The organism is Fluviicoccus sp., assembly GCF_030646115.1.
Lineage (GTDB): Bacteria > Pseudomonadota > Gammaproteobacteria > Pseudomonadales > Moraxellaceae > Fluviicoccus.
Map to the genome: position 1 here is coordinate 222,694 of NZ_JAUSMX010000027.1, position 22,665 is coordinate 245,358.

Below are 22,665 nucleotides of genomic sequence, written 5' to 3' on the forward strand. Positions count from 1 at the left end.
GGTTGGCAAACCTTACAAGCCCAGCAGTTTTTCCAGCTTCGCCAGCAACTTCGCCCCCATGCCTTTCACCTTCAGTAAATCGGTCAGCGCCGCGTAGGGGCGCCCGGCCACAATCGCCGCGGCCAGCTTCGCCCCCACACCCTTCACGGTTGCCAAGGCCTCAAGACTGGCGGTATTGATCGAAACCCTGGCTTTCTTGACGGGAACATCGGCCTCAGCCTGTTCCGGCGCGGTCGTCGAGACGTTGACCGCCGCCACCTCGGCCTCTGCCTTGACCGGCAAGGCCGTTTCGGATTCAGCCGTTGCGGCCACAGGCATCACGACCGGCAGTGTCTGGTAATCCCGCGTCAGCAGGCCGCCGCCGGTCCATTCCCGCAGCATCGCCGTCAGTTCCCATTCGCCTTCCAGCTCAAGCGCCAGCGGCAGCGTCACCACCTGTTCTGCCAGGGCGGCCTGACCGGCCAGCTGCCCCAGATCATGGTGCCCCAGCAGCACGCCGGTAAACGCGCCGCCCTGATAAGGCTGCGGCAGGGCCCACAAGGCCACGCTCAGGCTGCCGCTGAGCGAGCCGTCCGGACGCGGGTTGAAGACACCCGGCACCGTCAGCCGGATTTCGCCGTCGAGAAGCTCCGCACTGACCGTACCGGTCAGTTGCGGCAGGTCAAACACGGTCGGGCTGGGAAACAGGATCTGGTCATGTTCAATCAGGCCGGGACCGCCCATTTCGACCACAAGCAGGCTTAGCACATAGGAAAAACCTCCGGCCGGGAGCGAGAGCGGTGCGTATCCCTGCACCGTCATCAGGCCGCTTCCGTCGGGGGAGGACGCCAAAACGGGCAGCTCGGCCAGCTTGATGGTGATGGCTGCGTCATCTTCGCGCTTGGCCCACAGTTGCAGGGCCAGCGGGGAGCAGGCGCCGGAGGTTGGCAGGGACAGCTCGGCCTGCAGGTAAACCTGATCGTCCTGGAGGGCATAGGACTGTTGGCCTGCAAAGCATACCGCGAACGGAGTGATGGTCATGTCGGGGATTCCAAAGTGGTGAAAACGGGGATTCAGCCCGCCGGATGACTTGTCCGGGGACCAATATTGTTGAAAGCGGCCTGAGCCTTGACGGGGTAAGCAGGGCTGGGTTGATGAGATGAAGCAAATGTTGTGCCGGGGTGGCCAGTGCTTTGAAAAGGGGAGGCCATTTGCTTAGGCGGCGGTTCTCTGCTGTAAGCGGTCTGCGTTTCCCTGCCGTTACACAAAAAACAAAACGTATAGCTTTTGTCCACCACAAATGATGCGACATCGCTCTATTGTGTATAGGACAAACGGTGAATAAATTCTGTATTCACTGTCTTTTTCCCATAAGCAATTGAGGTAGCCATGTCCCTTGTCCGTCTGTGCTATGTAAGCCGCGCCACCTTCAAACCGTATACGGTGGACGGAATGGACCAACAAGTCGCAGGGATTCTGTCGCAGTCACGCACCAACAACCAGAAGCGTGATCTGGTGGGTGCGCTTTATTACGCCAACGGCGTGTTCTTTCAGTGCCTGGAAGGCGAGGAGTCGGCGGTCAGCCATTTGCTGGAGAGGCTGCGTCAGGACAGCCGTCATCAGGATTTGCAGGTGTTGAGCAAGACACCCATCAAGGTGAGGGAATTTCAGGATTGGGAAATGAAATTTGCGATGCTGGACCGGGAGATCCGCCAGTTCATGCGTGAGCAGCAATTGGGCAAGTTTGACCCTTACAAGTTCACGCCCGCGATGACCGAAGCGCTGGTGAAGGTGCTGCTGGCGGCGCAGGATGTGGACAGCGAGCGTCTGGAAAGCGTGGCCGGGCAGTTGCCGCCGCCGCAGGCGGTGAGTGTATTCCGGCAGCCGGTGTTTTTGCTGATGGCGGGTTTTCTGGCCGGAGCGTCAGTGGTGGGGATTTTCGGGGGTTGAGCGCTGCGGCCTTCGATGGGGCGTCAGCGCGGTTGCCTGATCACCCCTCCCGGTTGCATGCTGACCGCCTTCCTTACTCCTGGTCGAAACGGCGCAGGGTTTTGGCCAGTTCCAGCCGGATTTCATCATCCCCTTCCGCCAGCAGCTGAAGGGCGATGGCGGGGGGTAGCGCCGGATTCATGGCCAGCCATTTACCGCGATCAGTTTCGTTCTTATCCTCCATCAATTGCATCAGGGTGGCTGCCGGTGTCAGCGGATTCGCCGTCACAAAGTGCCTGACAGAGTCCGAAGGGTCATTTGCCAAGCGGGAAAGAATGTCCGGTGAAATGTTCTCCCTGAGGAGGGCCAGGATTTCCCGCACATCGGGGTTGGCATCCCGGGCCAGTTGTTCAATCAGCGCCGGGGTCAGGAAGGGGTTTTGGGCCAGCCAGCACCGGATCAAAGGCTCCGGGTGTTCGGCCAATGCCTGTATGGTGTCTTCGGGCAAATCCGGCCGGTTGACCAGGCCGGATGCGATGAGGATCCGGCCTGCTTCATCGGCGTTTGCTGACAGCCGCAACAGCACCTTCAAGGGCACTCGGCCATTTTGCATCGCTTGCTTGCGCACATCCTCATCGTCATCGTGGCAAAGCGCTTCCAGAACGTGTACCGGTGTCCGGTCATGCCCGGCGACATGGTGACGGATGCCTTCGCAATGATCGCCGGCCAGCCGGGTCAGGGCCTCCTCCGGGGCGTGGGGATGCATGGCGATAGTGGCGCGTACTTCGTCATCGTCATCTTCCGCCAGCCTTTCCAGCAGGTCAGGCGGGGTATTCGGATTTTCAGCCACCGCCTCGCGCACCTTGGCTTCCGCATCCCGCGCCAGTAGTCTCAACAGCCGCACCGGCGAGTACTGACAGGCCGCGACATCCCGCCGGACCCACATCACGTCGTCTTCCGCCAGCTCGTCCAGACATTCCTCCGGGCAGGCGGCGTTCTCGGCGGCATGGCCGCGCACCCAGCCGTGTTCGTCTGCCGCCAGCGCCCGCAGCAGCGTGGCGGGCGCGGATTTGTTTTGCGCCAGTGACCAGCGCACACAGTCTTCGTCATCCCCGACCAGTTCAGCCATCATATTGGTTGGGCAGCGGGGGTTGAGCGCCACGGCAGACCTGACACTGGCCACGCTGTCGCCGGCCAGACGCCACAGCAGGGCGGAAGGTGCTTCGGGATGGCCGGCAACGGCCTGTCGAACCTCATGATCGGTGTCTTTGGCCAGCCAGCCCAACAGGTCTTCGGTGGCTTTGTGGTTGCCGGCCACCGCCCGGCGAACCTCGTGGTCAGGATGATTCGCCAGACATTCCAGTAGCTGGATGGAAGTCCCGGTGTGTTGCGCCACGCTCGCCACGATATCGTAATACTCATCCCGGGCCAGCAGCGCCAGCGCCTCCGCCGGGGCCAGCGGGTGTTGGGCGGTGATGGCGCGCACGGCGGGGTAGGGGTCCCGCGCCAGTTGAAGGAATACCGCCTTCAACAAAGCGGAGTCGTTGGAGCTTGCATCGTTGGAGGTGAACAGGTTCATTTGCAGGTCTCACCGTCATGCCTGTTGTTCATGGGGCCGGACGCAGATGTTGGGCCAGGTTCGCGCGCACTACTTCGTTATCGTCTTCTGCCAGGATCATTTGGGCTTCCACCGGCGTTCCGGGATGGGCGGCAACCAGCCAGCGGGTCCGCGCATCGTCGTCCGAAGCCAGTACCTTCAAGGTATCCGGCAGGGTGTGGGGATGAGCGGCCACCGCCTGGCGGACTTCTTCTTCGGCATCCGCAGCCAGATGGGCCAGACTTTCTCCGGTGACATTAGGGTGCTTGGCGATGCAGGTCCGGGTGACCTCATTCTGGTCCGTCACCAGGATAGACAAGACCGCCGCTGTTGATGCCGGATTTTCCGCCAGCGCGTAGGCGATGCCGGAGTAGTCCTCCGCATGCCGTACAGCCAGCGTCAGCAGCAGCTCCGGCGGCGCAGCCGGGTTGGCGGCTACCCCGACGGGTGCTTCATCTTCGCTGCCGGCTTCCCGCACCCATTGCGCCAGCCATGTCTGAGGTATCGACGGATTCGCCATCGCGGCGGACCGGATGCGCCGGGGGTTGGATTTCCGGGTCAGGGCTATCAGCGCGACCAATGGTGTTGAAGGGTTTCCGGCCACGGCGATCCGGACTTCTTCTTCCGGATCAGCAGCGAGCAAGGAGAGGGCTTCGGCGGGCAATGCGGGGTTCGCCCCGACGGCTTTTCTCACATTTTCTTCAGGATCGCGGGCCAGCCGCATCAAAACAGCGGCAGGTGTCCGGAGATTTTTGGCAACATCGTCGCGAACCCACGACTCGTAGTTGGTCGCCAGTTGCTCCAGCACCGGCACGGGGGTGGCGGGTTGTTTGGCGACGTACCCCCGCAAGAGGGCATCACTGTGCCTGCTGAACTTTTCCAGCAGGGCGACGGGGCAGCGGGGGTGTTCCACCACGCCGATGGCCAGTTTTGGGTCTCGGGCAAAGTCGGCCAGCAGGTGATCCGGCATATGCGGATGGCGGACGGCCAGGCCCGCAATATAGCCATCCTCATCTTTCGTCAGGCGCAGGAGGGCGGTTAAGGGAGTTTCCGGAGCCTCGGCCAGAGCGGTCTTGTACATGGTGTGCATGTAACCCTCCAGCTCCTCGGAAGGTTCTTCTATGCACGCATACGGGTCAAATTCCGCCGCTTCTTCATCCCCGGCAAGACGTTTCCGGAGTGCTTCGGGAAGATGCGGGTTGAGGGCCAGCGCATGCCTGACGGCAGGGGCATCGTCCTCAAGCAGTTGTTCCAGCATACGAAGTCGGATTTTCTCGGTCTGTGACAACAACGTGCGCCCTCCCTTTCCGTTGGTTTGCGGGGCCGGCTGTTCAGGAGCCCCGGTAATATGAGGGGATATTGCCTTAGGCTGATGCGAAATGAAAGGCTGGGGGTGGGGTGCAGGATGGCGGGTGTATTCATGGCGTTGTCCATACTGAATCCCGGCGTCACCAGCCGTCGCTCTGACGATTCTTCGTGGTTCACAGGCGGTACTCGTGCCCTATAATGGCGGAAATTTCCCACCCGGATGATGGCGGACCGCCCCGATGGAATTCGAACTCGAATCGCCTGATTATTATGTTGCTCCCGCTGCCCCGGATGCCGTCGGAAGCATCGGAAAAATTCCCTTTCTGGAGTTTTTTGCCGGGAGTGGTCTTGTCGCGCAGGGCATGAAGGACAACTTCCGACCGGTGTGGGCGAATGACATCTGCGCCAAAAAAGCCATCGTCTACCACGCCAATCACGGCGTCGGTCATTTCAAGTTGGGTTCCATTACCGATGTCAAGGGACGACAGTTACCCGCCACTCCCATGGCCTGGGCCTCCTTTCCTTGTCAGGATCTCTCGCTGGCCGGTCTCACCGGCGGCATTCACGCCTCGCGTAGCGGGCTGGTTTGGGAGTGGTTGCGGGTGATGGATGAAATGCCGCAACGGCCGCCGGTGCTGGTGGCGGAAAATGTCGCCGGGCTGGTGTCCTCCGCCAACGGCGCCCACTACCGGGCTTTGCATGAGTCTTTGCGTGAGCGTGGTTATCAGGTGGGTGCGGTGTTGATGGACGCCCGCCATTGGGCGCCGCAATCGCGCCCGCGTGTATTCGTGATTGCCGTGGATAAGCGCGTCGCCATTCCCGCCGAACTGACCGGCACCCAGCCGAACTGGTTGCATACCGGCGCTGTCCGCAAGGTATCTGAAGGGCTGAACGATTGGGTGTGGTGGAATGTGCCTGAACCCGTCGCCAGTCCGTTATCGCTGGATGATGTGATTGAGTGGGATGCTCCCTTCCATGCTCCGGACACTGAAGCCCGCACGCTGGCGCTGATTTCGCCCAAGCATCGTGAACGACTGGACGCCATGGGAGACAATGTCCGCTTCGTAGCGCCGGGTTACAAGCGCACGCGCAACGGCAAGCAGGTGCTGGAGTTGCGTTTTGACGGGCTGTCCGGCTGCCTGCGCACGCCGGAAGGCGGCAGCAGCCGTCAGGTGATCGTGATCAAGCAGAATGGCGTTTTGCGCAGTCGATTGCTGACTGTGCGCGAGGCGGCCCGGCTGATGGGCGCCCCCGACACTTATCGAATTCCCGGCTCTTATAACGATGGCTACAAGGCCATGGGAGATGCGGTGGCGGCCCCTGTGGCCGGTTGGCTGGCGCAGCATTTGCTGAAGCCGCTGGTGGAGGCGTCGAGCCGTGGATGACCTGCAATCCAGACTGCAAGCCTTCAGTCATCATAAGAAAATCCGGGGCAAGGGAGCCTTGGCGGTTGTCATCCATATCACCCGATTAGCCAAGGAAAAGGGCTTACCGCTGGAAGCAGTGCAACTGGTGACGGAAGGCTCCGGTCAGGTGCTGGGGCTGGGTAAAGGCGCAGTGCAGAAGGTGCTGAACGATTACGGCATCACCCTTGTACTGGCCGAAGAAGGCGGTCGCACCAGCCGTGGCAGCATGGGAGTAATGAAGGACTATGTTACCTGCCTGAACGCCTTGCATGCTGACGGGTTGGCCGATATGGCGGCGGTTGAAGGCTGGTGGATTGAACGGGTTAAAGAGCATTTTTCGGCCAAGCCTTTCCGTTTGAAGTTTGACCCTGCCAAGAGTATGCAGGCAATCATTCAGGATTTGCTGGCGCAGGCGAAGAAGCGGCAGCAGGAAGCCACCGGAACGATGTATCAGGGAGCCATGTTGCAGCATCTGGTGGGGGCCAAGCTGGTGTTGGCGATGCCCGAACTGACGATTGAGCATCATGGTGCGTCGGTGGCCGATCAGGTGAGCGGTCGGTCCGGTGATTTCGTGATTGATAATACGATCATCCACATTACGACCTCGCCTGGTGAGGCGGTGGTGCGTAAATGCCTGGACAACATTGAGGCTGGAGCGAAGCCGATTATTTTGACGCTGGCGAACAATGTGGCGGTTGCCAAAGGGCTTGCGGCGAATCTTGATCTGGAAAATCGCATCGACATCATGGATGCGGAGCAGTTTCTGGCGGCCAACCTGCATGAGCTGAGCCTGTTCAGGACGGCGGCCCGGCGGGAGACCTTGCAGAAGCTGGTGGAAGTTTATAACCAGATTGTGGAGGAGCATGAGACCGACCCCAGTCTGAGGATTGATTTGGGGTAGCAGCAATGACCGATACCTTCGCGCCGGAAAAGCGGTCGTCGATCATGCGGCGGGTGAAGAGTCGCGATACCGGTGCGGAAATGAAGGTACGTAGGCTGGTGTGGGGGCTGGGTTTCCGGTATCGCTTGCACGTCAAGGATTTGCCGGGGAGGCCGGATCTGGTTTTCCGGGGTCGGCGGAAGGTGATTTTTGTTCATGGGTGTTTTTGGCATGGGCATGATTGCAAGCGCGGGGCGCGGGTACCGGCGACGAATACTGAGTATTGGCGGGCGAAGGTGGCCGGGAATGTGGCGAGGGATGCGGAAAATTGCCGGAAGTTAGGCGAGCAAGACTGGCGGTGGTTGGTGGTTTGGGAATGTCAGTTGAGGGATATGAGCCCGTTACAAGAGAGGCTCATGCAGTTCTTGGGGAAGTAAATCCGAGTCGGGCTCTTTCATCTCACTCCATGATCCTATACCCCATCGCTGCATATCCCCGCCGCCGTTTCTCCCACATTCTCAGCAATGCCGGATGATCCTGATCAACCAAATCCACAATCCGCACATTCGTCTTGGTGGCGCATTCCCGGTGCAAACGCCCCGCATACTGCTGCAAGGTTCCCCGCCACGAAACCGGCATGGCCAGAATCAGCGTATCCAGCGCCGGATGGTCGAAACCCTCGCCGACCAGTTTCCCCGTCGCCAGCAGCACATGCGGAGTATCTGGCGCGAGGCCGTGCAACTTATCCATGATGATTTGCCGCTGCTTCCTGGGTATGCGGCCATGCAGGACAAACAGTTCTGGTATCCGGCTTTCCAGCGCACCCTGGATCGCCGCCAGATGATCGGTGCGCTCGGTCAACACCAGCACCTTTCGCCCTAGTTCATAAGCATTCACGATTTCCGCCACCAGCGTTTCGGTTCTTTGCGGATCGGACGCCAGCAAGCGGAAAATGTCCTGAATACCGTCGTCTGCCGGGAGCGGGACCGATGAGGTGATAAACCGGGGAGCCACTTCCAGATCGTGTGGCGCGCCCATGGGTTTGGCTGCCGTGTAGCGAATCGGCCCGCACTGCATGAAGATAATTGGTTGCAGCCCGTCCCGCCGGATCGGGGTGGCCGTCAGCCCCAACACGTATTTGGCCTTGATCCGTTTCAGAATGGCGTCAAACGACGCCGCCCCGATGTGATGGCACTCATCCACAATGACATGGCCATAATTGTCCACCAGGGCGCTGACTTCACCCTGACGCGAGATGGACTGCATCAGTGCAATATCAATGTTGCCAGTGGGTTTGCTCTTGCCGCCGCCAATGGTGCCGATCACCTCCTTGCCCGCGCCCAGAAAAGCCTGCAAGCGTTCCTGCCATTGCTTCAGCAATTCAGAACGGTGAACCAGAATCAGGGTGTTCACTTTTCGCTCGGCAATCAGGGCGGCGGCGGTTACGGTTTTGCCGAAAGCGGTGGGTGCGCACAGGATGCCGAAGTCCTCATGCAGCATCGCCGCGACCGCCGCTTCCTGATCCAGGCGTAATGTGCCGTTAAATGTGATGTTCAGCGGCTCCCCCCGGCATCGCTCGTCCTGGATATCCAACCGGATGCCTTGGGATTTCATCAGCGTTTGGACAGCATCCAGACAGCCGCGAGGCAGTGCGATGTGACGGGGGAAGTTCTCGGCGCAGCCTATGACGCGCGGTTTGTCCCAGACCGACAGCCGCAGGGCTTGGGCTTTGTAAAACTCCGGATTCTGGAAGGCGGCCAAGCGAATCAACCGGTTGGCCAGTGGCTGCGGCAACTGCGTTTTATCAAAATAAATCATGTTTGCCAGTGTTGCCGTCAGCGTTGCCGGGAGTTCGATCGTGAGTTTGCCAACGGGTTCGGCGGCGCGTTTCCACGGAGTCGCTAGGTCTTCATCAGCCACAAATGTGACATCCAGCGGGTGTCGGTTCCCGGTGGTTTTCAGAACAGTTATTTCCAGCGCCAACAGGGACATGGGCCGGATCGAAGCCAGAAAGGCCCATTGGTCGGCGTATGGCTGAAGTTGGCGGTCAACAAAGACACTGTAGCCGTGATCACGCGGTTTCTTCTGCAAGGGCAGGGCGATCAGGTTGCCAAAGCCGCCCTTGGGCATCGTATCCTGATTGGGAAACAGGCGGTCATAGGAGGTCAGGGTGAGCTGGCGGGTGCGTTCGCAGGTGTGACTGATCAGCGCGGTTCCCAGCCGCCGCGCCTCCCGCGCCGGGACCTTGTCGGAAAAGAAGATCCAGACGTGAGCGCCCTGGCCGGATCGGGAGATTTCCAGCGCGCAGGGCACGTTCAAGGACTCACAGCTTTCCACAAAGGCCCGTGCATCCTCCCGCCAATCCGCTTCGTCAAAATCCACGGCCAGAAAATAACAACGGTCATCGTCAAGCAGCGGATAGACGCCGATGGTGTGTTTGCCTGCCAGATGGTCGTAGATCACGGCATCGGTGAGGGGTTTCAGTTGGCGATGATTGCAGTCGCCGCATTTGATGCGGGGCTTCTCGCAAACACCGGAGCGCCATTCGTTGCCGCAGGCCGGGGCGTAGCCGGACTTGCCCGTGGACTGGCTTTCCCAGCGAATGGGATAGGTATCGGTACGGCCGTTGAACAGACGGCGGAACAGGGCGATCTTGTCCTGGGGTGAAAGTTGCAACGGAGAGGGGGGAGCCGGAACTGGTAAGCGCCATTCGATGCCGTGGGCTTCCAGCAGGGCAGTGAGGCGGGCGTTTTCGGATTGCAAACGATGCAATTCGTCAGTCTCGGCTTCAGAGGCGGTGTTGCCTTCAGTACTGATCGGGGGGGCTACCATGGTGCTCGCCATCCATCTTAACCATGCACCACCAGCAGTTTCATGCCACCAGCAACTCCATGCGGTTTACATGTGACAGCCGTGCCGCATAGGCCAGCACCGCCAGAATATCAGCGTGCTCCAGGTCTTCGTAATCGGCCAGAATCTCGTCAGCTGACATCCCGCTGGCCAGCCATTCCAGCACCGTCTCCACCGGATAGCGTAACCCTCGGATACAGGGCTTGCCGTGGCAAACCGCCGGGTCAATCGTAATGCGTTCGATCATGATGAAATACCACTCAATGTCGGGAGAGTATCGCCCCGATTCCGCCAAGGCTCAATGGGCTTCGCCCCAATTCCCGAGTCAGCTCTTTATCATCTCATTCCATGACCCGATCCCTCATCGCTGCACCCCCCTTTTTTTTCCTTCAGCCTGCGCCGGGTCGGACTCCGCCAACAGCAGCACCAGATTCCGGAGCCAATCCCGCATCATCCCCGGCCGCAAACCGTTTTATACTCCGGTCGATTACGCAAGGGGAGACACGAACATGGGACATTCCAGACGGGGACGCGGTTATCGCCTGAGTGCGAGCTTGTTGGCGCTGTGGCTGCTGTTGCCGTCCGCCGCCCGGGCCGAGCAGATGTTCAGCACCGCCCAGCAGGGCGGTGCTGCCCCCATTGAAGCCATCCGCGCCGACTACCACGCCGCCATCGACTTCCTGCGCCGCGCCGATGCCGGTTTGGAGCGCCTGCCGGCAGGCAATGCCTGCGCGGACATGCAAAGCGCCGAAAGCCTGTTCCGTTCGGTCGCCGCCGACTCCCGCAGTCTCTGGCGCAATTTCTCGCTGCCGGAGGAAGTGCGGCGCAACATGCTGGAGATTTCCACCGAGTCGCTGGCTTACAGCCGCGAGATCCAGTCGGCGCATACCGCCTATTGCACGCCCCAACGCACCGTCGAAGAACAGCAGCAGGACCGGCTGGCAGCGCAGGCAAACTCCGCCTACCTGTCGGGCCTGTTCGAGAAACTGGAAGTGACCGAGGACGTCTGGAAAGCCCTGAACGGCTGGGGCGCGCCGGAGGAGCCGGTGGCGGTCCGCCAGTTCATTGCCTCTATCCATCCCGGTAGTCCGTATTACGACAAGGCGGTCAAACTGCTGCAAAAGCTGGAAGCCAAACAGGCCGCCCGCGTGCTGAAGAACACCCCGGTTGCAGCCAACCCGGCGGCGGTGTTGCCGGAACCGGGCGGCGCGTTCCGCGACTGCGCCTTCTGCCCGGAGATGGTGGTGGTGCCTGACGACCAGCAAAACACCGGTTATCAGCGACATCCGGTGCCCGTGACGCTGCGTCATGCCCTGGCCATCGGCGTCAGCGAAGTGACGCGCGGCCAATGGCGCGCCTGCGTGGATGACGGCGCTTGCCCCTCCGCGCCGCTGGACGACGAAGCGCCGGGGCTGGCGACCGACCAGCACCCGGTCACCCGCGTCACCTATCAGGAGGCGCTGGACTACGCCGCCTGGCTGACCAGGGTCACCGGCCAGCCTTACGACATTCCATCCGAAATGGAGTGGGAATTCGCGGGCGGGGGCATGGGCGAGAAGAATTCGGGCGAGGGGAACGGCTGGAACTATTCCGGCAAGACCGGGAAGGACATCTGGCTGAAAACCTCGCCGGTCGGCTATTTCGGCAAGGACAAGAACGGCACCGTCGACATGCTGGGCAATGTGGCGGAATGGGTGCAGGGCTGTTATTTCCCGAACTATGACAATGTCACCGGCGACGGCAAGGTTCGCGGTGATCCCGCCACCTGTGACACCGCTCCGGTCAAGGGCTCGGGCTTCGGCATTGAGGAGCCCCTGAGACTTTCCGGCAGCGTGGAAGGGGCCAAGGACATCCGCCATCCGGGCGTCGGGTTGCGGGTGGTGCGTCGCGGCCCCCGGGCGGCCAAACACTATCCGCGCGTGGCGGCTCCCGAGTTGATGCCGGAGTTCGAAGCCTTCAGCATGGAGCTGCCGAAGACTGACCGCTTTGAACTACCCCCAAAGCAGCATGCCTGGAAGACTCCAACGGTCATCATCAAAGGTGCGCGCCTGGATTGCCGGATCTTCATGCTGGCCAACTACTTTGGCGGCGGGCCCGGTGATCCCTACTTCACGCTGGCCAGTAACCAGGCTTTTTACCGGATTCACGGCAACGGCTATACCTTCGTGTCGAAACCGGGCAAGGTGATTGATGGCGCCAACACCTGGTCGGGCACCATGAACTGGCTGAACACCCCGTATGTGTTCCATATCCGCCATACCCCGGGCAAACCCACCCTGGCGGGCTATTGCGAACCGGGCGGCGACCCGCTGGAAACGGAGGCCATCCTGTCCACCCTGCGCTGGAAAGGGGAGTCCACCGCCGGGGTGGCGGGCGTTGCACTGGACAGCCTGCCCGATATCAGTCCGGATGTGGCGGAAGGGTGGAAGCGGTTGACGTTCAAGGGCGATCTGCTGCTGTTCAAGTGGTCGCGATCCAAATCGAACATCCCGGCCGAAGCGCTTGAAACACGCGGTTTCAGCCTGGTGGTACCCGGCGCTGACTGGGCCGGTTACCGGGATTTGTTGATGAAGGTGGGGAAAATCAGCGAACAGAGTCTGCCGGAATGTGCGGTTTATGACACGCCGCCGTTAACGCAGGCGCAGATTGACGCCAAGCTGGCGGCGCTGCCGCCGGGCACGGAGTACCGGGTGATTGATGGCGGGGTGACGGTGCTGGCGGCTGACGGCGGCAGCGGCGAGCGCTGGATTGCCGGGGGGCGGGGTTTGCATATTTCGTGCTGGCCCCGGGGGGAGAAGGCGGTGATTCCCGGTATGCGGACCATGATGGCGACGCTGCGCTGGGCGGATGAAGCGGCGACGGATGGGGAGCGGTGGTGGCGGAAGGAATAAATCAATGACCCAGAGAGCTTACAGGGAGGATGGTAAATGCTGATTGCCCTTGATTACGACGGCACCTACACCGCCGACCCGGTGCTGTGGCTGGATTTCGTCAAGCGTGCGCAGTCGCGCGGCCATACCGTCATCTGCGTCACCATGCGCTACGAGCATGAAACCCTGGATATGTGCCTGAAGCTGCAAGGTCTGGTGGAGGTGATCTGCTCTTCGCGCCAGGCCAAGTTGCCGTTTCTGAACGGGCGGGGGGTGTTTCCGGATATCTGGATTGATGACAGCCCGAACTGGCTGTTTGAGGATGCGGGGTGAGGGGATCCGCCGCCGGGGATGGGCATGTCACACCGTCGAAATGGCCCAATTCTCCACCTGCAATCCCTCAATCCGTTCAAACTCCCGCACATTGTTGGTCACCAGCACCGCCTTTTCCGCCAGTGCATGACAGGCAATCCACAGGTCGTTGCCGCCAATGGGGGTTCCGGCGGTTTTCAGGCGGGTGGCATGCCGGGCGTATTCTGCACAGATCGCCGGACCGGAGGGATAGGTCACTGGAATTTCGCGCGCCAACACTTCCATCTGCCGTAATACATCGGCCTTGCGGGTGCTGCGTTCGGCGCCCTTCAGCAGTTCGGCCCAACTGACGAAGGACATGCACAACCGGCTGTCCTCGGGCAGGGTGTTGATGTGTTCCGCGACGCTGGCGGGGTTGTTCCGGATCAGGTAGATCAGGATGTTGGTGTCGAGCATGTAGTTCACAGGGGCTCCCGTTCCTGGGGTGGATCCTGGTGGCGCAGTTCGTGTTCCAGTTCGTCCAGCAGGTCATCGCCAAGGGCATCGCGCAGGCCTTGCAGGGCGTTGAGAATGGCGGTGCCCCGTTGTTCGGGGACGGGGTGGATGAGGAGGTCGCCGTTTTCGGTGCGGGTGATTTGGACGTTGCGGCTGTCCAGACGGAATTCCTGCGGGATGCGCACGGCCTGGCTGTTGCCATTCATGAAGACGCGGCTGGTAAGGGTGGTCATGGCGACCTCATTGTACATACGGGAATGTGTGTATTTTAGGCGCATGGGGGCGGGGAGGCAAGCCTGTGTGGGTTTAAAGCTGTTGATGGTTCTGCTGTCAGTTAGTCCAGCGTTTTAAACATCATCCCGTGCATTTATCCGCCCGGGATGATGTTGTGTGTGGATGAATTCAACGTACAACAGGTTTCTTGGTTAAGGGTTCCAGAACGGGTTGTGGTTTTGGCCCGTTGCCGTTCGTGCCATCATTGGTCTTCGTCGCATCGGGCGCAGCGATGGGTTTTGCCGTTGCAGGAAGTGGTGTTGTCTCCGTTGCAGGCTTTTTCTTGCCTCCTGCCTTCTTCTTGCCCTTGGCTTCTTTATCGGCAGCTGTTGATGTTTCAGTGAATGCAGGCGTTTCTGGGGCCGGGGGTTTCGCTCCGTTGAGTGCAGATAGAGCAATGGCGAACTCCTGGGAGCTCATTTTGTTGCCAAGTTTCGAGACAAGGCTATTCATCGTTTCCCAGTATTTTGTGGCATACAAGTTGGCGTTGTTAACATTGGCTTGAGCGGTTGAAATGTCTTCCTTGAGCAGGTCGATGCAGGTGAGCGTGACAGGATTGATGAATCCAGTTCCATTCAGGATTTGTGTTTGGAGACTGTCATGCCGCCCCTTGAGCAGCTTTATGAGGGTATCTTCCTCGGTCTTGTAACCATCACCCTTTTCCTTCTTGAGTCGTGCTGTTTCTTTTTCGGTCAGCTTGCTGACGGCCGATAATTGGTTTATCTGGTGTTCCAATCCCATAACTGCATTCTGGTCGAGTTGATCAACACTGCGCCCGAGTATGGACGTACAGAGCTCACGCCCAAAACCCAGCACCAAGGTATCCTTCGTGATCTGCTGTACTGTGGCCGCCAGCTTCTCCATGGTGGCGTCGGACACCCGTGAGCCGCCGCCGTTGCCGATATTAGCCGCCAGCGCCTGGCTGGTGGCATGGGAGGAAGGCGTTAGCTTGGTCATGGCTGTTTTCAACGAGTCCAGTTCGGCTTGCCCCGTGTCCAGCTTTTCCTGCGCTTGTTTCAGTGCTTTCTCGGCGCTGTCGGTTTTGTCCTTGTTGTTGTCCTTCTTTTTTTCATCTTCGTAATCGGTATTGGCCTTGTCCCGTGCGGCCTTCAAGGCGGTGACTTCGGTTTCCTTCTTGTCCACAAGGCTTGCCAGGGTGGCGTAATCGGCGGTGTCCATGGCCTCGGCCTTGCCTGTCAGCGCTACGGTGGGCGGGGTTACGGCTCCGGTCAGTTGTTCAATGGCCAGGATGGAGACCATGGTGCTCTGGAATCGGCGTTGCAGGGTTTCCAGGCCGATGGGGGAAATACCGCCGTTGGCGAAGCCTTCGCAGTTGCGGTAGGTGATGTCCCGCAGGGTCTGGATGGCGGCGGTGCGCAGGCCGATATTGGTGGCGCTGATGTTCTGGGCGACGGACATGCCCAGTTTCAGTTTGTCTTCAGCCTGCAGGTTGAGTCCCAGGCTGGAGGCGAGGGCATTCATGGCGTCGGGGCTGGGTTCGGCACAGAATGCGCTGTAGCTTTCGGTGAACGTGTTGTTCTGCGTGCCGGTTGTTTGGTTGCCCAGACGGTATTTGGGGATGGAATAGACCACCCGGTGCTGGGCTCCCAGTGCTTCTGCCTGAACGTTGCCGAGGGTGAAGGATTTGGGGGGGGTGGGGTGGGTTTGGCAGGCGGTGAGTCCGACAGCCATGGGGATAAGCACAAGCAGTTGCCGTGTTTTCATGTTCTCAACTTCCGTGTTGGTTGAATTACGTCCAGAACAAAGGGTAGACAGGGGGCGTAATACTGTCAAGCCGGGGTGTTGAGATGGAAATTGGCGGTTGTTGTGTGAGGTGCGTCACGTTCTCGCGCGTGATTTGCCGTCAGTGTGCATTTAGGGTTTCCCCTACTTTACAGTTGTCTTTTCTTCTTCTACAAATGGGTAATGCTCGGGCTTTGTCCGATGCTGTCCCCTGACTGGATTGGCTTGTTGCCGGGCTTTACATGGAGTGTTTTCGCGGATGTTCCGATTTTCCCTGTCCTGTGTTTCTGCGCGTGTCTGGCGGCGGCATTTTGCCGTATAGCTGGTGTATCTGCCGGTATGTTCCGCATTGGCTGAGTACAGTGGTGATCCGTGACGATGATCCGCAGGTGAAGAAGCGGGAGGCGGCGCTGAAGATCGGAGTTGTGCATTCCCAATGATGCACGAATGAAAATAAAGGGGCGGCCGGCCCCGCCAAATGAGCATTCATCCGTGATATGCCGGTTTCGCGGCTGGCGGCAGGATGCTGTTTGTACAGGAATCAACATACCATGCAGGAATCGACCAGAAACCTTCTGTTAGGGCTCGCCGTCGGCGGAATCGTGGGCACCGTGGCCTACTATCAGGCGGATAACCGGCAGAAGGAGCAAAAAGTTCAGGCAGCCAAGGTTGCCATACAGGACAACGAGGCGGCGATCCGCAATGTGGACAAGATGGTCACGGCCATCATGGACCAGCCGCAATCCACGGCCGGTACTGACCGGTCCGAGATCAATAACCGTTTCGCTGCAGCAATGGTGACCGCCAAGGCCAGCGCGCCAATAGGCGAATTCAATGCGGTCTATTTTGATACTCGCTTGGGGAAGGTGCTGGACAAGACAAGAACGCCCAAGATTGGAATCAGTTATTCGTGGCATGACCTGCATGAGACCCCGTCCGAGGATTTCGGGGCATACTGGGCCGGGAAAGCGAGTTTCGACCAGGACAGCCTCAAGTATTTCAAGGTGGATATTTCGCAGGGCATAGTCCGCATTACGGTGGACGGGGTGGTGGTGTACGAGGGGGATGACAAGGCGGAATTCCCCTACCATTTTTCCCAGGGTGACCATCTGGTTGAAGCCCGCTTCTTCAACAATTGGCATACCACCGAATTGGCGGTATCGATTGTGAACGAAGATGAGGTGCAGGAGGAAAACCGGCACCCGGTCTCCCTGCCCATCATGCATTCCTCGCCATCGGACCCCTATGAAGACAGTAACCAGGGCCTGGCTTTCCTGTCCCAGCAAACCGCCACCCTGTCCGTGGGCAGCCTGCCGCCGGAATTTGCGGCTAATCCGCCCCAACTTCTGCTGGCGGGCGTTTACGAGTCCACAGCAAAGGACTCCTCAGTCACGGTCGTCCTGAACAAGGCGCCCACGCCGCTCATCCTGATGCTGGACGCAGGGACTCCGGTACACTGGATGATCAAGAACCCCGCCAATACCCCGATTGCCAAAGTCATTCATTCCCACCGAACCAGTGTCAGTCTGGAAACGCCCGGCACGATCCCGGTGGAGGCGAAGGAGTTTCCGGGGTTGATCAGCTTCAGCGGCGATAACATGGACTGCCATTGTTCCGGTACCTATTTTCATTGTGAAAACCGGCCGTTGTTGCCCTTGATCAATGCCTTGCAGTTGAAAACCGGCCTGCCGGTATATGGCTACTCCATGGAATCCGAAGCCCCCATGCTGGAAGCGCCGAAGAATATCCTGACCGGAACCCTGAAGGCATTGGGCGGTCAGCTGCAGCAATTCCAGGACGAGAGCCGTCAGTGCCGCGCGAAGGCAAGCCCCGATTTCGACGCCATGCTGGATACCCTCTGACGACAACGATTGACCGGAGGAGCCCGGGATGCGCCAAAGTGTTCTGCCGTTGTTGTTCGGGCTTGCCGCCGGTGCGGGCCTCGCATTTATGGGACTGGCCAGCTTCAACATGATGCGGGGTAGTCAGCTCATGCCGGATGTCGCGGTCTTTCAGACCCCCGGCGGCCGGATCAGGGCGCTGGACGAGTTTGTGCATGAAGATATCGGGAAAGTAGCGGCGCGTGATGTGGTGGCGGCGCAAGTGCCTGCAACCCGGGCAGCCGGTCCGTCCGCAGGCATTTCTGTGGGAATGAGCCCTGCATCGGCAACCCTGCCGTGGCCGGATGTCTTTCCGGTGAGCGTGACGCTTGGGGAGTTGCCGCTTCGCTACCGTTTCACCCCGCCACGCCTGCTGGTGGTGGGCCTCACCCGTCCGTTGTACGGGCACAAGGAGGTCTCGGTGATTCTGGACCGGATTCCGGTTCCGGTCATTCTGGTCATGATTTCCGGCGAGCCCGTGGATTGGCGGCTCCGCAATCCGGCGGGCAATACGTTGCTGAAGGTGATCCACGGCCCCGGATCCCGGGTGTTGCAGGAGCCGGGAAGCGCTGTGCCGGTGGAGCAGCAGGCTCTGGGGCGCCTTGGCACACATCTGGACGGTGACCCTGTATGTCAGTGTCTGAGGGGCTTTTTCTATTGCCACAGCAAGCCGGCGCTCCCATTGCTGAACGAGCTGCAGGTCAAGACCGGGGCGCTGGTGTACGGTTATGCCTTCAGCCGCGACACCACCGCCATGATGGTTCCGACCACGTTATTGGAGCCTTCGCTTTCGAGGATGATGTCGGAGTACCGGGATTATCGGCTGGCCAAGGAGGCCTGCCTGGCTTCGGCTGTGCCTGATTGAGTTTTTGGGGCTGCGCTTGCCGGGTCTGGCCTGTGATTTACGTCACGTTTCCTTCATCGGCGGGCTGATGGTTTGAAATTCAGGGATTTCCCTACTTTACAGTTGTCTTTTCTTGTTCTACAAAGGGGTGATGCTCGGGCTTTGTCCGATGCTGTCCCCTGACTGGATTGGCCTGTTGCCGGGCTTTACATGGAGTGTTTTCGCGGATGTTCCGATTTTCCCTGTCCTGTGTTTCTGCGCGTGTTTGGCGGCGGCTTTGTGCTGTGTTGCTGGTGTGTCTGCCGGTCTGTTCCGCATTGGCGGGGACGGTGGTGATCCGGGATGATGATCCGCAGGTGAAGAAGCTGGTGGCGGTGTATGAGCGGTTCCGGGAGGCGGTGCTGAAGGATGATGAGGCGGGGGCGCGGCGTTTGCTGGCGGGGTATTCGGCGGGGGCGATTGATAACTGTCTGAAGGAGTACCGGTGTGCCCAGGCGAACGGGGGCAGTTTTACGGCGATGCTGCGGCGGCAGATGAAGGATGGGTTTTATCCGGATTTGAAGGGGAGTGTGCACTGGGTGTTTGACGGGGGGCGCTGGGATGCGCAGACGGCGCGGTTGCGATGGACGTCGCGGGAGGATTTGGGGCAGATGCGGTCGTCGGGGTCTTTTGCGGTGGATTTTGTGATGATGGATAAGGGGTGGCGGGTGTTGTCGTCGGGTGGGGTGTCGAGGTTGGCGCCGGTGGGGATGTGAGAGTGGGTAAATATGTTGCTCTGCCCCCTATTCGGTCCTTCAAGGCTGTTAGAGCAAAGTGGTACGATACAGCTTACTTTATTGGTTAATTTTAGGATCATAATCATGCCAATGCTTGAGTCAATAAGGGTTAGAAACCTGCGGGGCATTAGTGATAGCGGGTCAATTGAGATGAAACCAATCACGGTACTGGTTGGTAGGAATAGCTCGGGTAAAAGTACTTTTGCAAGAGTATTGCCTCTTCTTCGGCAAAGTATTGAAGCAAAGAAGAAGGGGCCTATTTTGTGGTTTGGCCCTATGGTTGATTTTGGGACATTCAACAATTCGGTAAACAGAATTTCAGCCAATAAGGTGATTGAATTCGATTTTAGTATAAGGCTTTTTGGCGATGTTAAAAATGGGCAGATGTTTGATTATTATCAGCGAGGTTTCTCGCCGCGCCTTGCATCAGATTGTCTTATAAACGTATCAGTTAGGGTTGAGTCTAACGATAATGATAATGATAAGGGTAGCTTTGCATCGAATATCAAGTTTGAGCTATTTGGTAATGAATGTGAGGTTGTCTTTAATGGTGGGGATAGGATTAAAAGTATAAAAGCAAATGGTTATATGTGGGAGCCTAAAGAGGGTGCTAAAACGATAGTCACACAAGGCGCTTTGCTCCCAAAAATTAGTTTTATTAAGCAAGTTAGTCAAAGACTAGGTGACACTGAAAGAAAGGTTTGGGTCCAATATAATCCTCTCTTTGACCAATTAGTCGATAGATTGAGAATATTCGCACATGGTAGAACATATCGTGATACTGTAGAACAGATGGCAAGATATTTGTTTATAAGTGATAGAAAGACGTTCTTGCATAGGATGAGTGAGCTGCCTGGGTCTCCTTATTCATTCATGCAGACAATTTCACTGTTAAAAATAGGATCGCTAGATTTCGAGCGGGTTAATGATGCCTTTTTCGCGGCTGCAATTCCAAGTTTGCTAGACAGAATTGATTCAGCCATTGAGGCGTGTATGAGTGGCGTTAGATATATAGAGCCACTACGCGCCACTGCTCAGAGATATTATAGAAGGCAAGATCTAGCTGTCGATGAAATCGATCCGAAAGGTAATAATGTAGCTGTGTTTGTGGATAGCCTCGATTCTAATTATATGAGTGATTTGAATGAGTGGCTTGGAAAATATTTTGGGTTTCATGTCGCTGCTAAAAAGTCAGAAGGCCATATTGCTCTTGCAATCAAAAGCTTAAGTTCAACTTCCGAGGAATATACAAATATGGCTGACTTGGGCGTCGGTTATTCGCAGGTTCTACCAATTGCAATTCAGCTTTGGATGTCATCCGACTTTTATTTTAATGGCAGACGTAGAAGTCACATTAAAGGCTTTTTCCCTTGCGTAGTGATTGAGCAGCCAGAGCTTCATCTTCATCCTGCATATCAGGCTCAGATTGCCGATGTATTAGGGGCTGCTTTAGAGCGCTCAAGGGAGCAAGAGGTAAACTTTACGGTTTTTGTGGAGACGCATAGCCCAAACCTAATAAATCGGCTGGGCCAACTAATTGAGAGCGGTAAAATTCGTACGGATGATGTCCAGGTTTTAATGTTTGAGCAAGATGAAGATAATGGTGCGACTAAAATATCAAAATCTGTTTTCGATGATAGTGGTGTACTTTTAAATTGGCCATATGGTTTTTTTGAGGCTTAAGTTTATGTATATTCAGTTAGAGGATACTTTGGCTGACGCAAGCTTTAATTTTGATGATTTGGATAATCTTCATGCGCTTGAGAATATATTTTCGGCTGGATTTTCTGGAGATCATTTGGTTCGATGCTCAAAGAAAGTGCTACTCATTCTTGAAGAAAATCGGAATCGATTCGGTTCAAGAACACAAAGGGTTATTGAAAAACTCAAGGCTCTCTCTTTTCAGGGAATGGCACCTGATTTTCTTCGTGGGGTTATGTCCAAGATCTATATCAATCATACTGTTTCGACAGTAACAAAGCTTGATGATGGGTGGCGTGTGCCGCTTAATATTTTCTATGACAATTCTCTGGTTGTTAGACCATTATTGCTTTGTGAGGATTTAACAGATGCGGAGGTTTTGGAGTATGCTGCGAAGCACTATGTGTTAGTAAACAAGATTCGCGGTTGTAAAATTTCTGTCAGACTTGAAGGTGGAGGTGGTTCTTGTATAACGGATCGGCTTGATTATATATTAAGAGCGCAAAGAGATTTTGTATTGTGTATTACTGATAGCGATAAATTATCACCGAGCGATAATCTTGATGATACTGCTGGTAAGTGTGCTAATTTGATAAAATCTTCAAATTGGGTTGCTAGGTATCTACCCACTCCTGGTAGGGAACTCGAAAATTTGATTCCTTGGAGGTTTATTGACCAAGCGCTTAATGTAGATTGTACTAGAAGGTGGGAAGTAATTAAACGATTATGCAATATTGCAGGGTCTAGTGTGGCTGATTATATTGACATTAAGGAGGGGGTAAGAAATCGATGGGTGCTAGAAATGCCAGATGGGTCGCCTAATAGAATGTATTGGGAGGCAATAATTGATTTACTAAAAGAAAAGGATCCTCAATTACAGGCTTTATTGGACAAATGTAATCACTCAAGCAAGGATGCTTGTGAGTGTTATGTTTTTCCGAACGTCGCCAAGAGGACTGCTGATCAAGTATTGGGCTGGCTGAAAATAAACACCCCTCATAAATCTGCTGAATCTTTAGAACGTCGATTGGATGATGATTGGGTTAATATTGGTCGCGAAATATTCGATTTTTGCTGTGGTGATGATAAGATTCGCTTATGAAGAATGGAAAAACTTCTACATTTTTTGGCATGGTTTATTGGGAAGTTAGGGACAGAGCGGAATGGCACTTACTTAAGCATAAAGACTTTCAAAAACATGGTGTTACGAAACATGGGCTGTCAGACCAGAAGGCATCTTTGCGAGCGTTATGTGACATTACTTCTGTCTCCCCGTAAGCTTGGGCTGTTTCCACAAGCCTGCAACGCTATGTTTTGTTTGGTTTTTTCTTAAGTAAGTGCCATTCGGGACAGAGCGATATTTCAGCTCGCATGTCCCAACAACGCCGTCACCTAAACATTCTCATCAATCTCCGGCCAATACACCCCTTCGCCATGCCCAATCAACCGCCATTTCGCCCGCTGGGCAGGCGTCGCCTGCTTCAGCACAGGAAACCATGACAACGGCACGGAAGCTCCCGTCCATCCTTCAGAAAAACATGGAGCGTATCGGCATCAATTGAGACGGAGAGTGCCACCACCTCAATGCGCCTCATCCCAATTCCCTCCAACCCCCACCTCCACTAGCAGGGGAACCGCCAAACTCGCCACCCCACTCATCGCCACTTTGAGCATGGCAGAAACCGACTCCACCTGATCTTCCCTCACCTCCATCACCAATTCATCATGCACCTGCATCAGCAGGGAGGCATCAAACTGCTGCAACTTCAACTGCGCATCCACCGCAATCATCGCCCGCTTGATAATGTCCGCCGCCACCGTC

The 22,665-nt window shown here is 57.1% G+C and carries 21 protein-coding genes; 11 read left to right on the forward strand and 10 right to left on the reverse strand.

Features of this window, described 5'->3' with window-relative positions; translation table 11 throughout:
* Positions 1–12 precede the first annotated feature (12 nt).
* On the reverse strand, positions 13–1,020 hold the full coding sequence (locus Q7T36_RS16805; protein WP_304851426.1) for a helix-hairpin-helix domain-containing protein: 1,008 nt from the start codon (positions 1,018–1,020) through the stop codon (positions 13–15).
* A 348-nt stretch (positions 1,021–1,368) separates the two neighbouring features.
* On the opposite strand from Q7T36_RS16805, the gene Q7T36_RS16810 reads away from it, so the two are divergent.
* The gene (locus tag Q7T36_RS16810) at positions 1,369–1,929 is read left to right on the forward strand and encodes a BLUF domain-containing protein (RefSeq protein ID WP_304851429.1); all 561 of its coding nucleotides are present in this window, start codon (positions 1,369–1,371) and stop codon (positions 1,927–1,929) included.
* 73 nt (positions 1,930–2,002) lie between these two features.
* Here the strand turns inward: Q7T36_RS16810 and Q7T36_RS16815 are convergent, their stop codons facing one another.
* Together Q7T36_RS16815 and Q7T36_RS16820 are read right to left on the reverse strand one after the other, a co-directional pair.
* Complete coding sequence (locus Q7T36_RS16815; protein ID WP_304851432.1) at positions 2,003–3,487, reverse strand: hypothetical protein; 1,485 nt, start codon at positions 3,485–3,487, stop codon at positions 2,003–2,005.
* A 28-nt stretch (positions 3,488–3,515) separates the two neighbouring features.
* Positions 3,516–4,763: a hypothetical protein gene (locus tag Q7T36_RS16820; protein ID WP_304851435.1), complete on the reverse strand. Its 1,248-nt coding sequence runs from the start codon at positions 4,761–4,763 to the stop codon at positions 3,516–3,518.
* A gap of 289 nt (positions 4,764–5,052) precedes the next feature.
* On the opposite strand from Q7T36_RS16820, the gene Q7T36_RS16825 reads away from it, so the two are divergent.
* The 3 genes from Q7T36_RS16825 to Q7T36_RS18035 are packed head-to-tail and all read left to right on the forward strand — an operon-like array spanning position 5,053 to position 7,536.
* The gene (locus Q7T36_RS16825) at positions 5,053–6,198 is read left to right on the forward strand and encodes a DNA cytosine methyltransferase (RefSeq protein ID WP_304851438.1); all 1,146 of its coding nucleotides are present in this window, start codon (positions 5,053–5,055) and stop codon (positions 6,196–6,198) included.
* Positions 6,191–7,120 (forward strand): DUF4928 family protein, encoded by a 930-nt coding sequence (locus tag Q7T36_RS16830; protein ID WP_304851441.1) that lies wholly within the window; start codon positions 6,191–6,193, stop codon positions 7,118–7,120. The genes Q7T36_RS16825 and Q7T36_RS16830 overlap by 8 nt, the downstream gene beginning before the upstream one ends.
* 5 nt (positions 7,121–7,125) lie before the next feature.
* Positions 7,126–7,536: a very short patch repair endonuclease gene (locus Q7T36_RS18035; protein ID WP_370690145.1), complete on the forward strand. Its 411-nt coding sequence runs from the start codon at positions 7,126–7,128 to the stop codon at positions 7,534–7,536.
* Positions 7,537–7,558: 22 nt separating this feature from the next.
* Here the strand turns inward: Q7T36_RS18035 and Q7T36_RS16835 are convergent, their stop codons facing one another.
* Both Q7T36_RS16835 and Q7T36_RS16840 read right to left on the reverse strand, forming a co-directional pair.
* Complete coding sequence (locus Q7T36_RS16835) at positions 7,559–9,931, reverse strand: DEAD/DEAH box helicase family protein (RefSeq protein WP_304851444.1); 2,373 nt, start codon at positions 9,929–9,931, stop codon at positions 7,559–7,561.
* A gap of 40 nt (positions 9,932–9,971) precedes the next feature.
* Positions 9,972–10,196, reverse strand: coding sequence for a DUF433 domain-containing protein (locus tag Q7T36_RS16840; RefSeq protein WP_304851447.1), 225 nt, complete (start codon positions 10,194–10,196; stop codon positions 9,972–9,974).
* Positions 10,197–10,458: 262 nt separating this feature from the next.
* On the opposite strand from Q7T36_RS16840, the gene Q7T36_RS16845 reads away from it, so the two are divergent.
* Positions 10,459–12,840, forward strand: coding sequence for a formylglycine-generating enzyme family protein (locus Q7T36_RS16845; RefSeq protein ID WP_304851450.1), 2,382 nt, complete (start codon positions 10,459–10,461; stop codon positions 12,838–12,840).
* Between the two features lie 36 nt (positions 12,841–12,876).
* The gene (locus tag Q7T36_RS16850) at positions 12,877–13,152 is read left to right on the forward strand and encodes a hypothetical protein (RefSeq protein ID WP_304851453.1); all 276 of its coding nucleotides are present in this window, start codon (positions 12,877–12,879) and stop codon (positions 13,150–13,152) included.
* Positions 13,153–13,179: 27 nt separating this feature from the next.
* Here the strand turns inward: Q7T36_RS16850 and Q7T36_RS16855 are convergent, their stop codons facing one another.
* The 3 genes from Q7T36_RS16855 to Q7T36_RS16865 all read right to left on the reverse strand — a co-directional run bounded on the left by Q7T36_RS16855 (position 13,180) and on the right by Q7T36_RS16865 (position 15,624).
* Entirely contained in the window at positions 13,180–13,587 is a 408-nt protein-coding gene (locus Q7T36_RS16855; protein ID WP_304851641.1) for a type II toxin-antitoxin system VapC family toxin, read from the reverse strand.
* Positions 13,588–13,592: 5 nt separating this feature from the next.
* Positions 13,593–13,859 (reverse strand): antitoxin, encoded by a 267-nt coding sequence (locus Q7T36_RS16860; RefSeq protein WP_304851457.1) that lies wholly within the window; start codon positions 13,857–13,859, stop codon positions 13,593–13,595.
* A gap of 169 nt (positions 13,860–14,028) precedes the next feature.
* Entirely contained in the window at positions 14,029–15,624 is a 1,596-nt protein-coding gene (locus Q7T36_RS16865) for a hypothetical protein (RefSeq protein WP_304851460.1), read from the reverse strand.
* A 629-nt stretch (positions 15,625–16,253) separates the two neighbouring features.
* Between Q7T36_RS16865 and Q7T36_RS16870 the strand changes: the two genes are divergently transcribed.
* The 5 genes from Q7T36_RS16870 to Q7T36_RS16890 all read left to right on the forward strand — a co-directional run bounded on the left by Q7T36_RS16870 (position 16,254) and on the right by Q7T36_RS16890 (position 21,945).
* Positions 16,254–17,504, forward strand: a complete 1,251-nt coding sequence (locus tag Q7T36_RS16870) for a hypothetical protein (RefSeq protein ID WP_304851463.1) — start codon at positions 16,254–16,256, stop codon at positions 17,502–17,504.
* Positions 17,505–17,532: 28 nt separating this feature from the next.
* Positions 17,533–18,387, forward strand: a complete 855-nt coding sequence (locus Q7T36_RS16875; protein WP_304851466.1) for a hypothetical protein — start codon at positions 17,533–17,535, stop codon at positions 18,385–18,387.
* 206 nt (positions 18,388–18,593) lie between these two features.
* Positions 18,594–19,121 carry a hypothetical protein gene (locus Q7T36_RS16880; protein ID WP_304851469.1) on the forward strand — a complete coding sequence of 176 codons (528 nt, stop codon included), beginning with the start codon at positions 18,594–18,596 and terminating at the stop codon, positions 19,119–19,121.
* Positions 19,122–19,226: 105 nt separating this feature from the next.
* Complete coding sequence (locus Q7T36_RS16885) at positions 19,227–20,825, forward strand: DUF3696 domain-containing protein (protein ID WP_304851472.1); 1,599 nt, start codon at positions 19,227–19,229, stop codon at positions 20,823–20,825.
* Between the two features lie 4 nt (positions 20,826–20,829).
* Positions 20,830–21,945 carry a hypothetical protein gene (locus Q7T36_RS16890; RefSeq protein WP_304851475.1) on the forward strand — a complete coding sequence of 372 codons (1,116 nt, stop codon included), beginning with the start codon at positions 20,830–20,832 and terminating at the stop codon, positions 21,943–21,945.
* A gap of 290 nt (positions 21,946–22,235) precedes the next feature.
* Here the strand turns inward: Q7T36_RS16890 and Q7T36_RS18040 are convergent, their stop codons facing one another.
* Both Q7T36_RS18040 and Q7T36_RS16895 read right to left on the reverse strand, forming a co-directional pair.
* Complete coding sequence (locus Q7T36_RS18040; RefSeq protein ID WP_370690146.1) at positions 22,236–22,352, reverse strand: DUF2442 domain-containing protein; 117 nt, start codon at positions 22,350–22,352, stop codon at positions 22,236–22,238.
* 72 nt (positions 22,353–22,424) lie between these two features.
* Positions 22,425–22,661: a DNA polymerase gene (locus tag Q7T36_RS16895; RefSeq protein ID WP_304851478.1), complete on the reverse strand. Its 237-nt coding sequence runs from the start codon at positions 22,659–22,661 to the stop codon at positions 22,425–22,427.
* Positions 22,662–22,665: the final 4 nt, after the last annotated feature.

Coding starts and splice junctions, on each gene's coding strand:
- Q7T36_RS16860 (WP_304851457.1), bottom strand. CDS start 13,859: ATGACCACCCTTACCAGCCGCGTCTTCATGAATGGCAACAGCCAGGCC.
- Q7T36_RS16840 (WP_304851447.1), bottom strand. CDS start 10,196: ATGATCGAACGCATTACGATTGACCCGGCGGTTTGCCACGGCAAGCCC.
- Q7T36_RS16815 (WP_304851432.1), bottom strand. CDS start 3,487: ATGAACCTGTTCACCTCCAACGATGCAAGCTCCAACGACTCCGCTTTG.
- Q7T36_RS16805 (WP_304851426.1), bottom strand. CDS start 1,020: ATGACCATCACTCCGTTCGCGGTATGCTTTGCAGGCCAACAGTCCTAT.
- Q7T36_RS16890 (WP_304851475.1), top strand. CDS start 20,830: ATGTATATTCAGTTAGAGGATACTTTGGCTGACGCAAGCTTTAATTTT.
- Q7T36_RS16855 (WP_304851641.1), bottom strand. CDS start 13,587: ATGCTCGACACCAACATCCTGATCTACCTGATCCGGAACAACCCCGCC.
- Q7T36_RS16850 (WP_304851453.1), top strand. CDS start 12,877: ATGCTGATTGCCCTTGATTACGACGGCACCTACACCGCCGACCCGGTG.
- Q7T36_RS16825 (WP_304851438.1), top strand. CDS start 5,053: ATGGAATTCGAACTCGAATCGCCTGATTATTATGTTGCTCCCGCTGCC.
- Q7T36_RS16885 (WP_304851472.1), top strand. CDS start 19,227: ATGCCAATGCTTGAGTCAATAAGGGTTAGAAACCTGCGGGGCATTAGT.
- Q7T36_RS16835 (WP_304851444.1), bottom strand. CDS start 9,931: ATGGTAGCCCCCCCGATCAGTACTGAAGGCAACACCGCCTCTGAAGCC.
- Q7T36_RS16845 (WP_304851450.1), top strand. CDS start 10,459: ATGGGACATTCCAGACGGGGACGCGGTTATCGCCTGAGTGCGAGCTTG.
- Q7T36_RS16865 (WP_304851460.1), bottom strand. CDS start 15,624: ATGAAAACACGGCAACTGCTTGTGCTTATCCCCATGGCTGTCGGACTC.
- Q7T36_RS16820 (WP_304851435.1), bottom strand. CDS start 4,763: ATGCTGGAACAACTGCTTGAGGACGATGCCCCTGCCGTCAGGCATGCG.
- Q7T36_RS16810 (WP_304851429.1), top strand. CDS start 1,369: ATGTCCCTTGTCCGTCTGTGCTATGTAAGCCGCGCCACCTTCAAACCG.
- Q7T36_RS18035 (WP_370690145.1), top strand. CDS start 7,126: ATGACCGATACCTTCGCGCCGGAAAAGCGGTCGTCGATCATGCGGCGG.
- Q7T36_RS16880 (WP_304851469.1), top strand. CDS start 18,594: ATGTTCCGATTTTCCCTGTCCTGTGTTTCTGCGCGTGTTTGGCGGCGG.
- Q7T36_RS16875 (WP_304851466.1), top strand. CDS start 17,533: ATGCGCCAAAGTGTTCTGCCGTTGTTGTTCGGGCTTGCCGCCGGTGCG.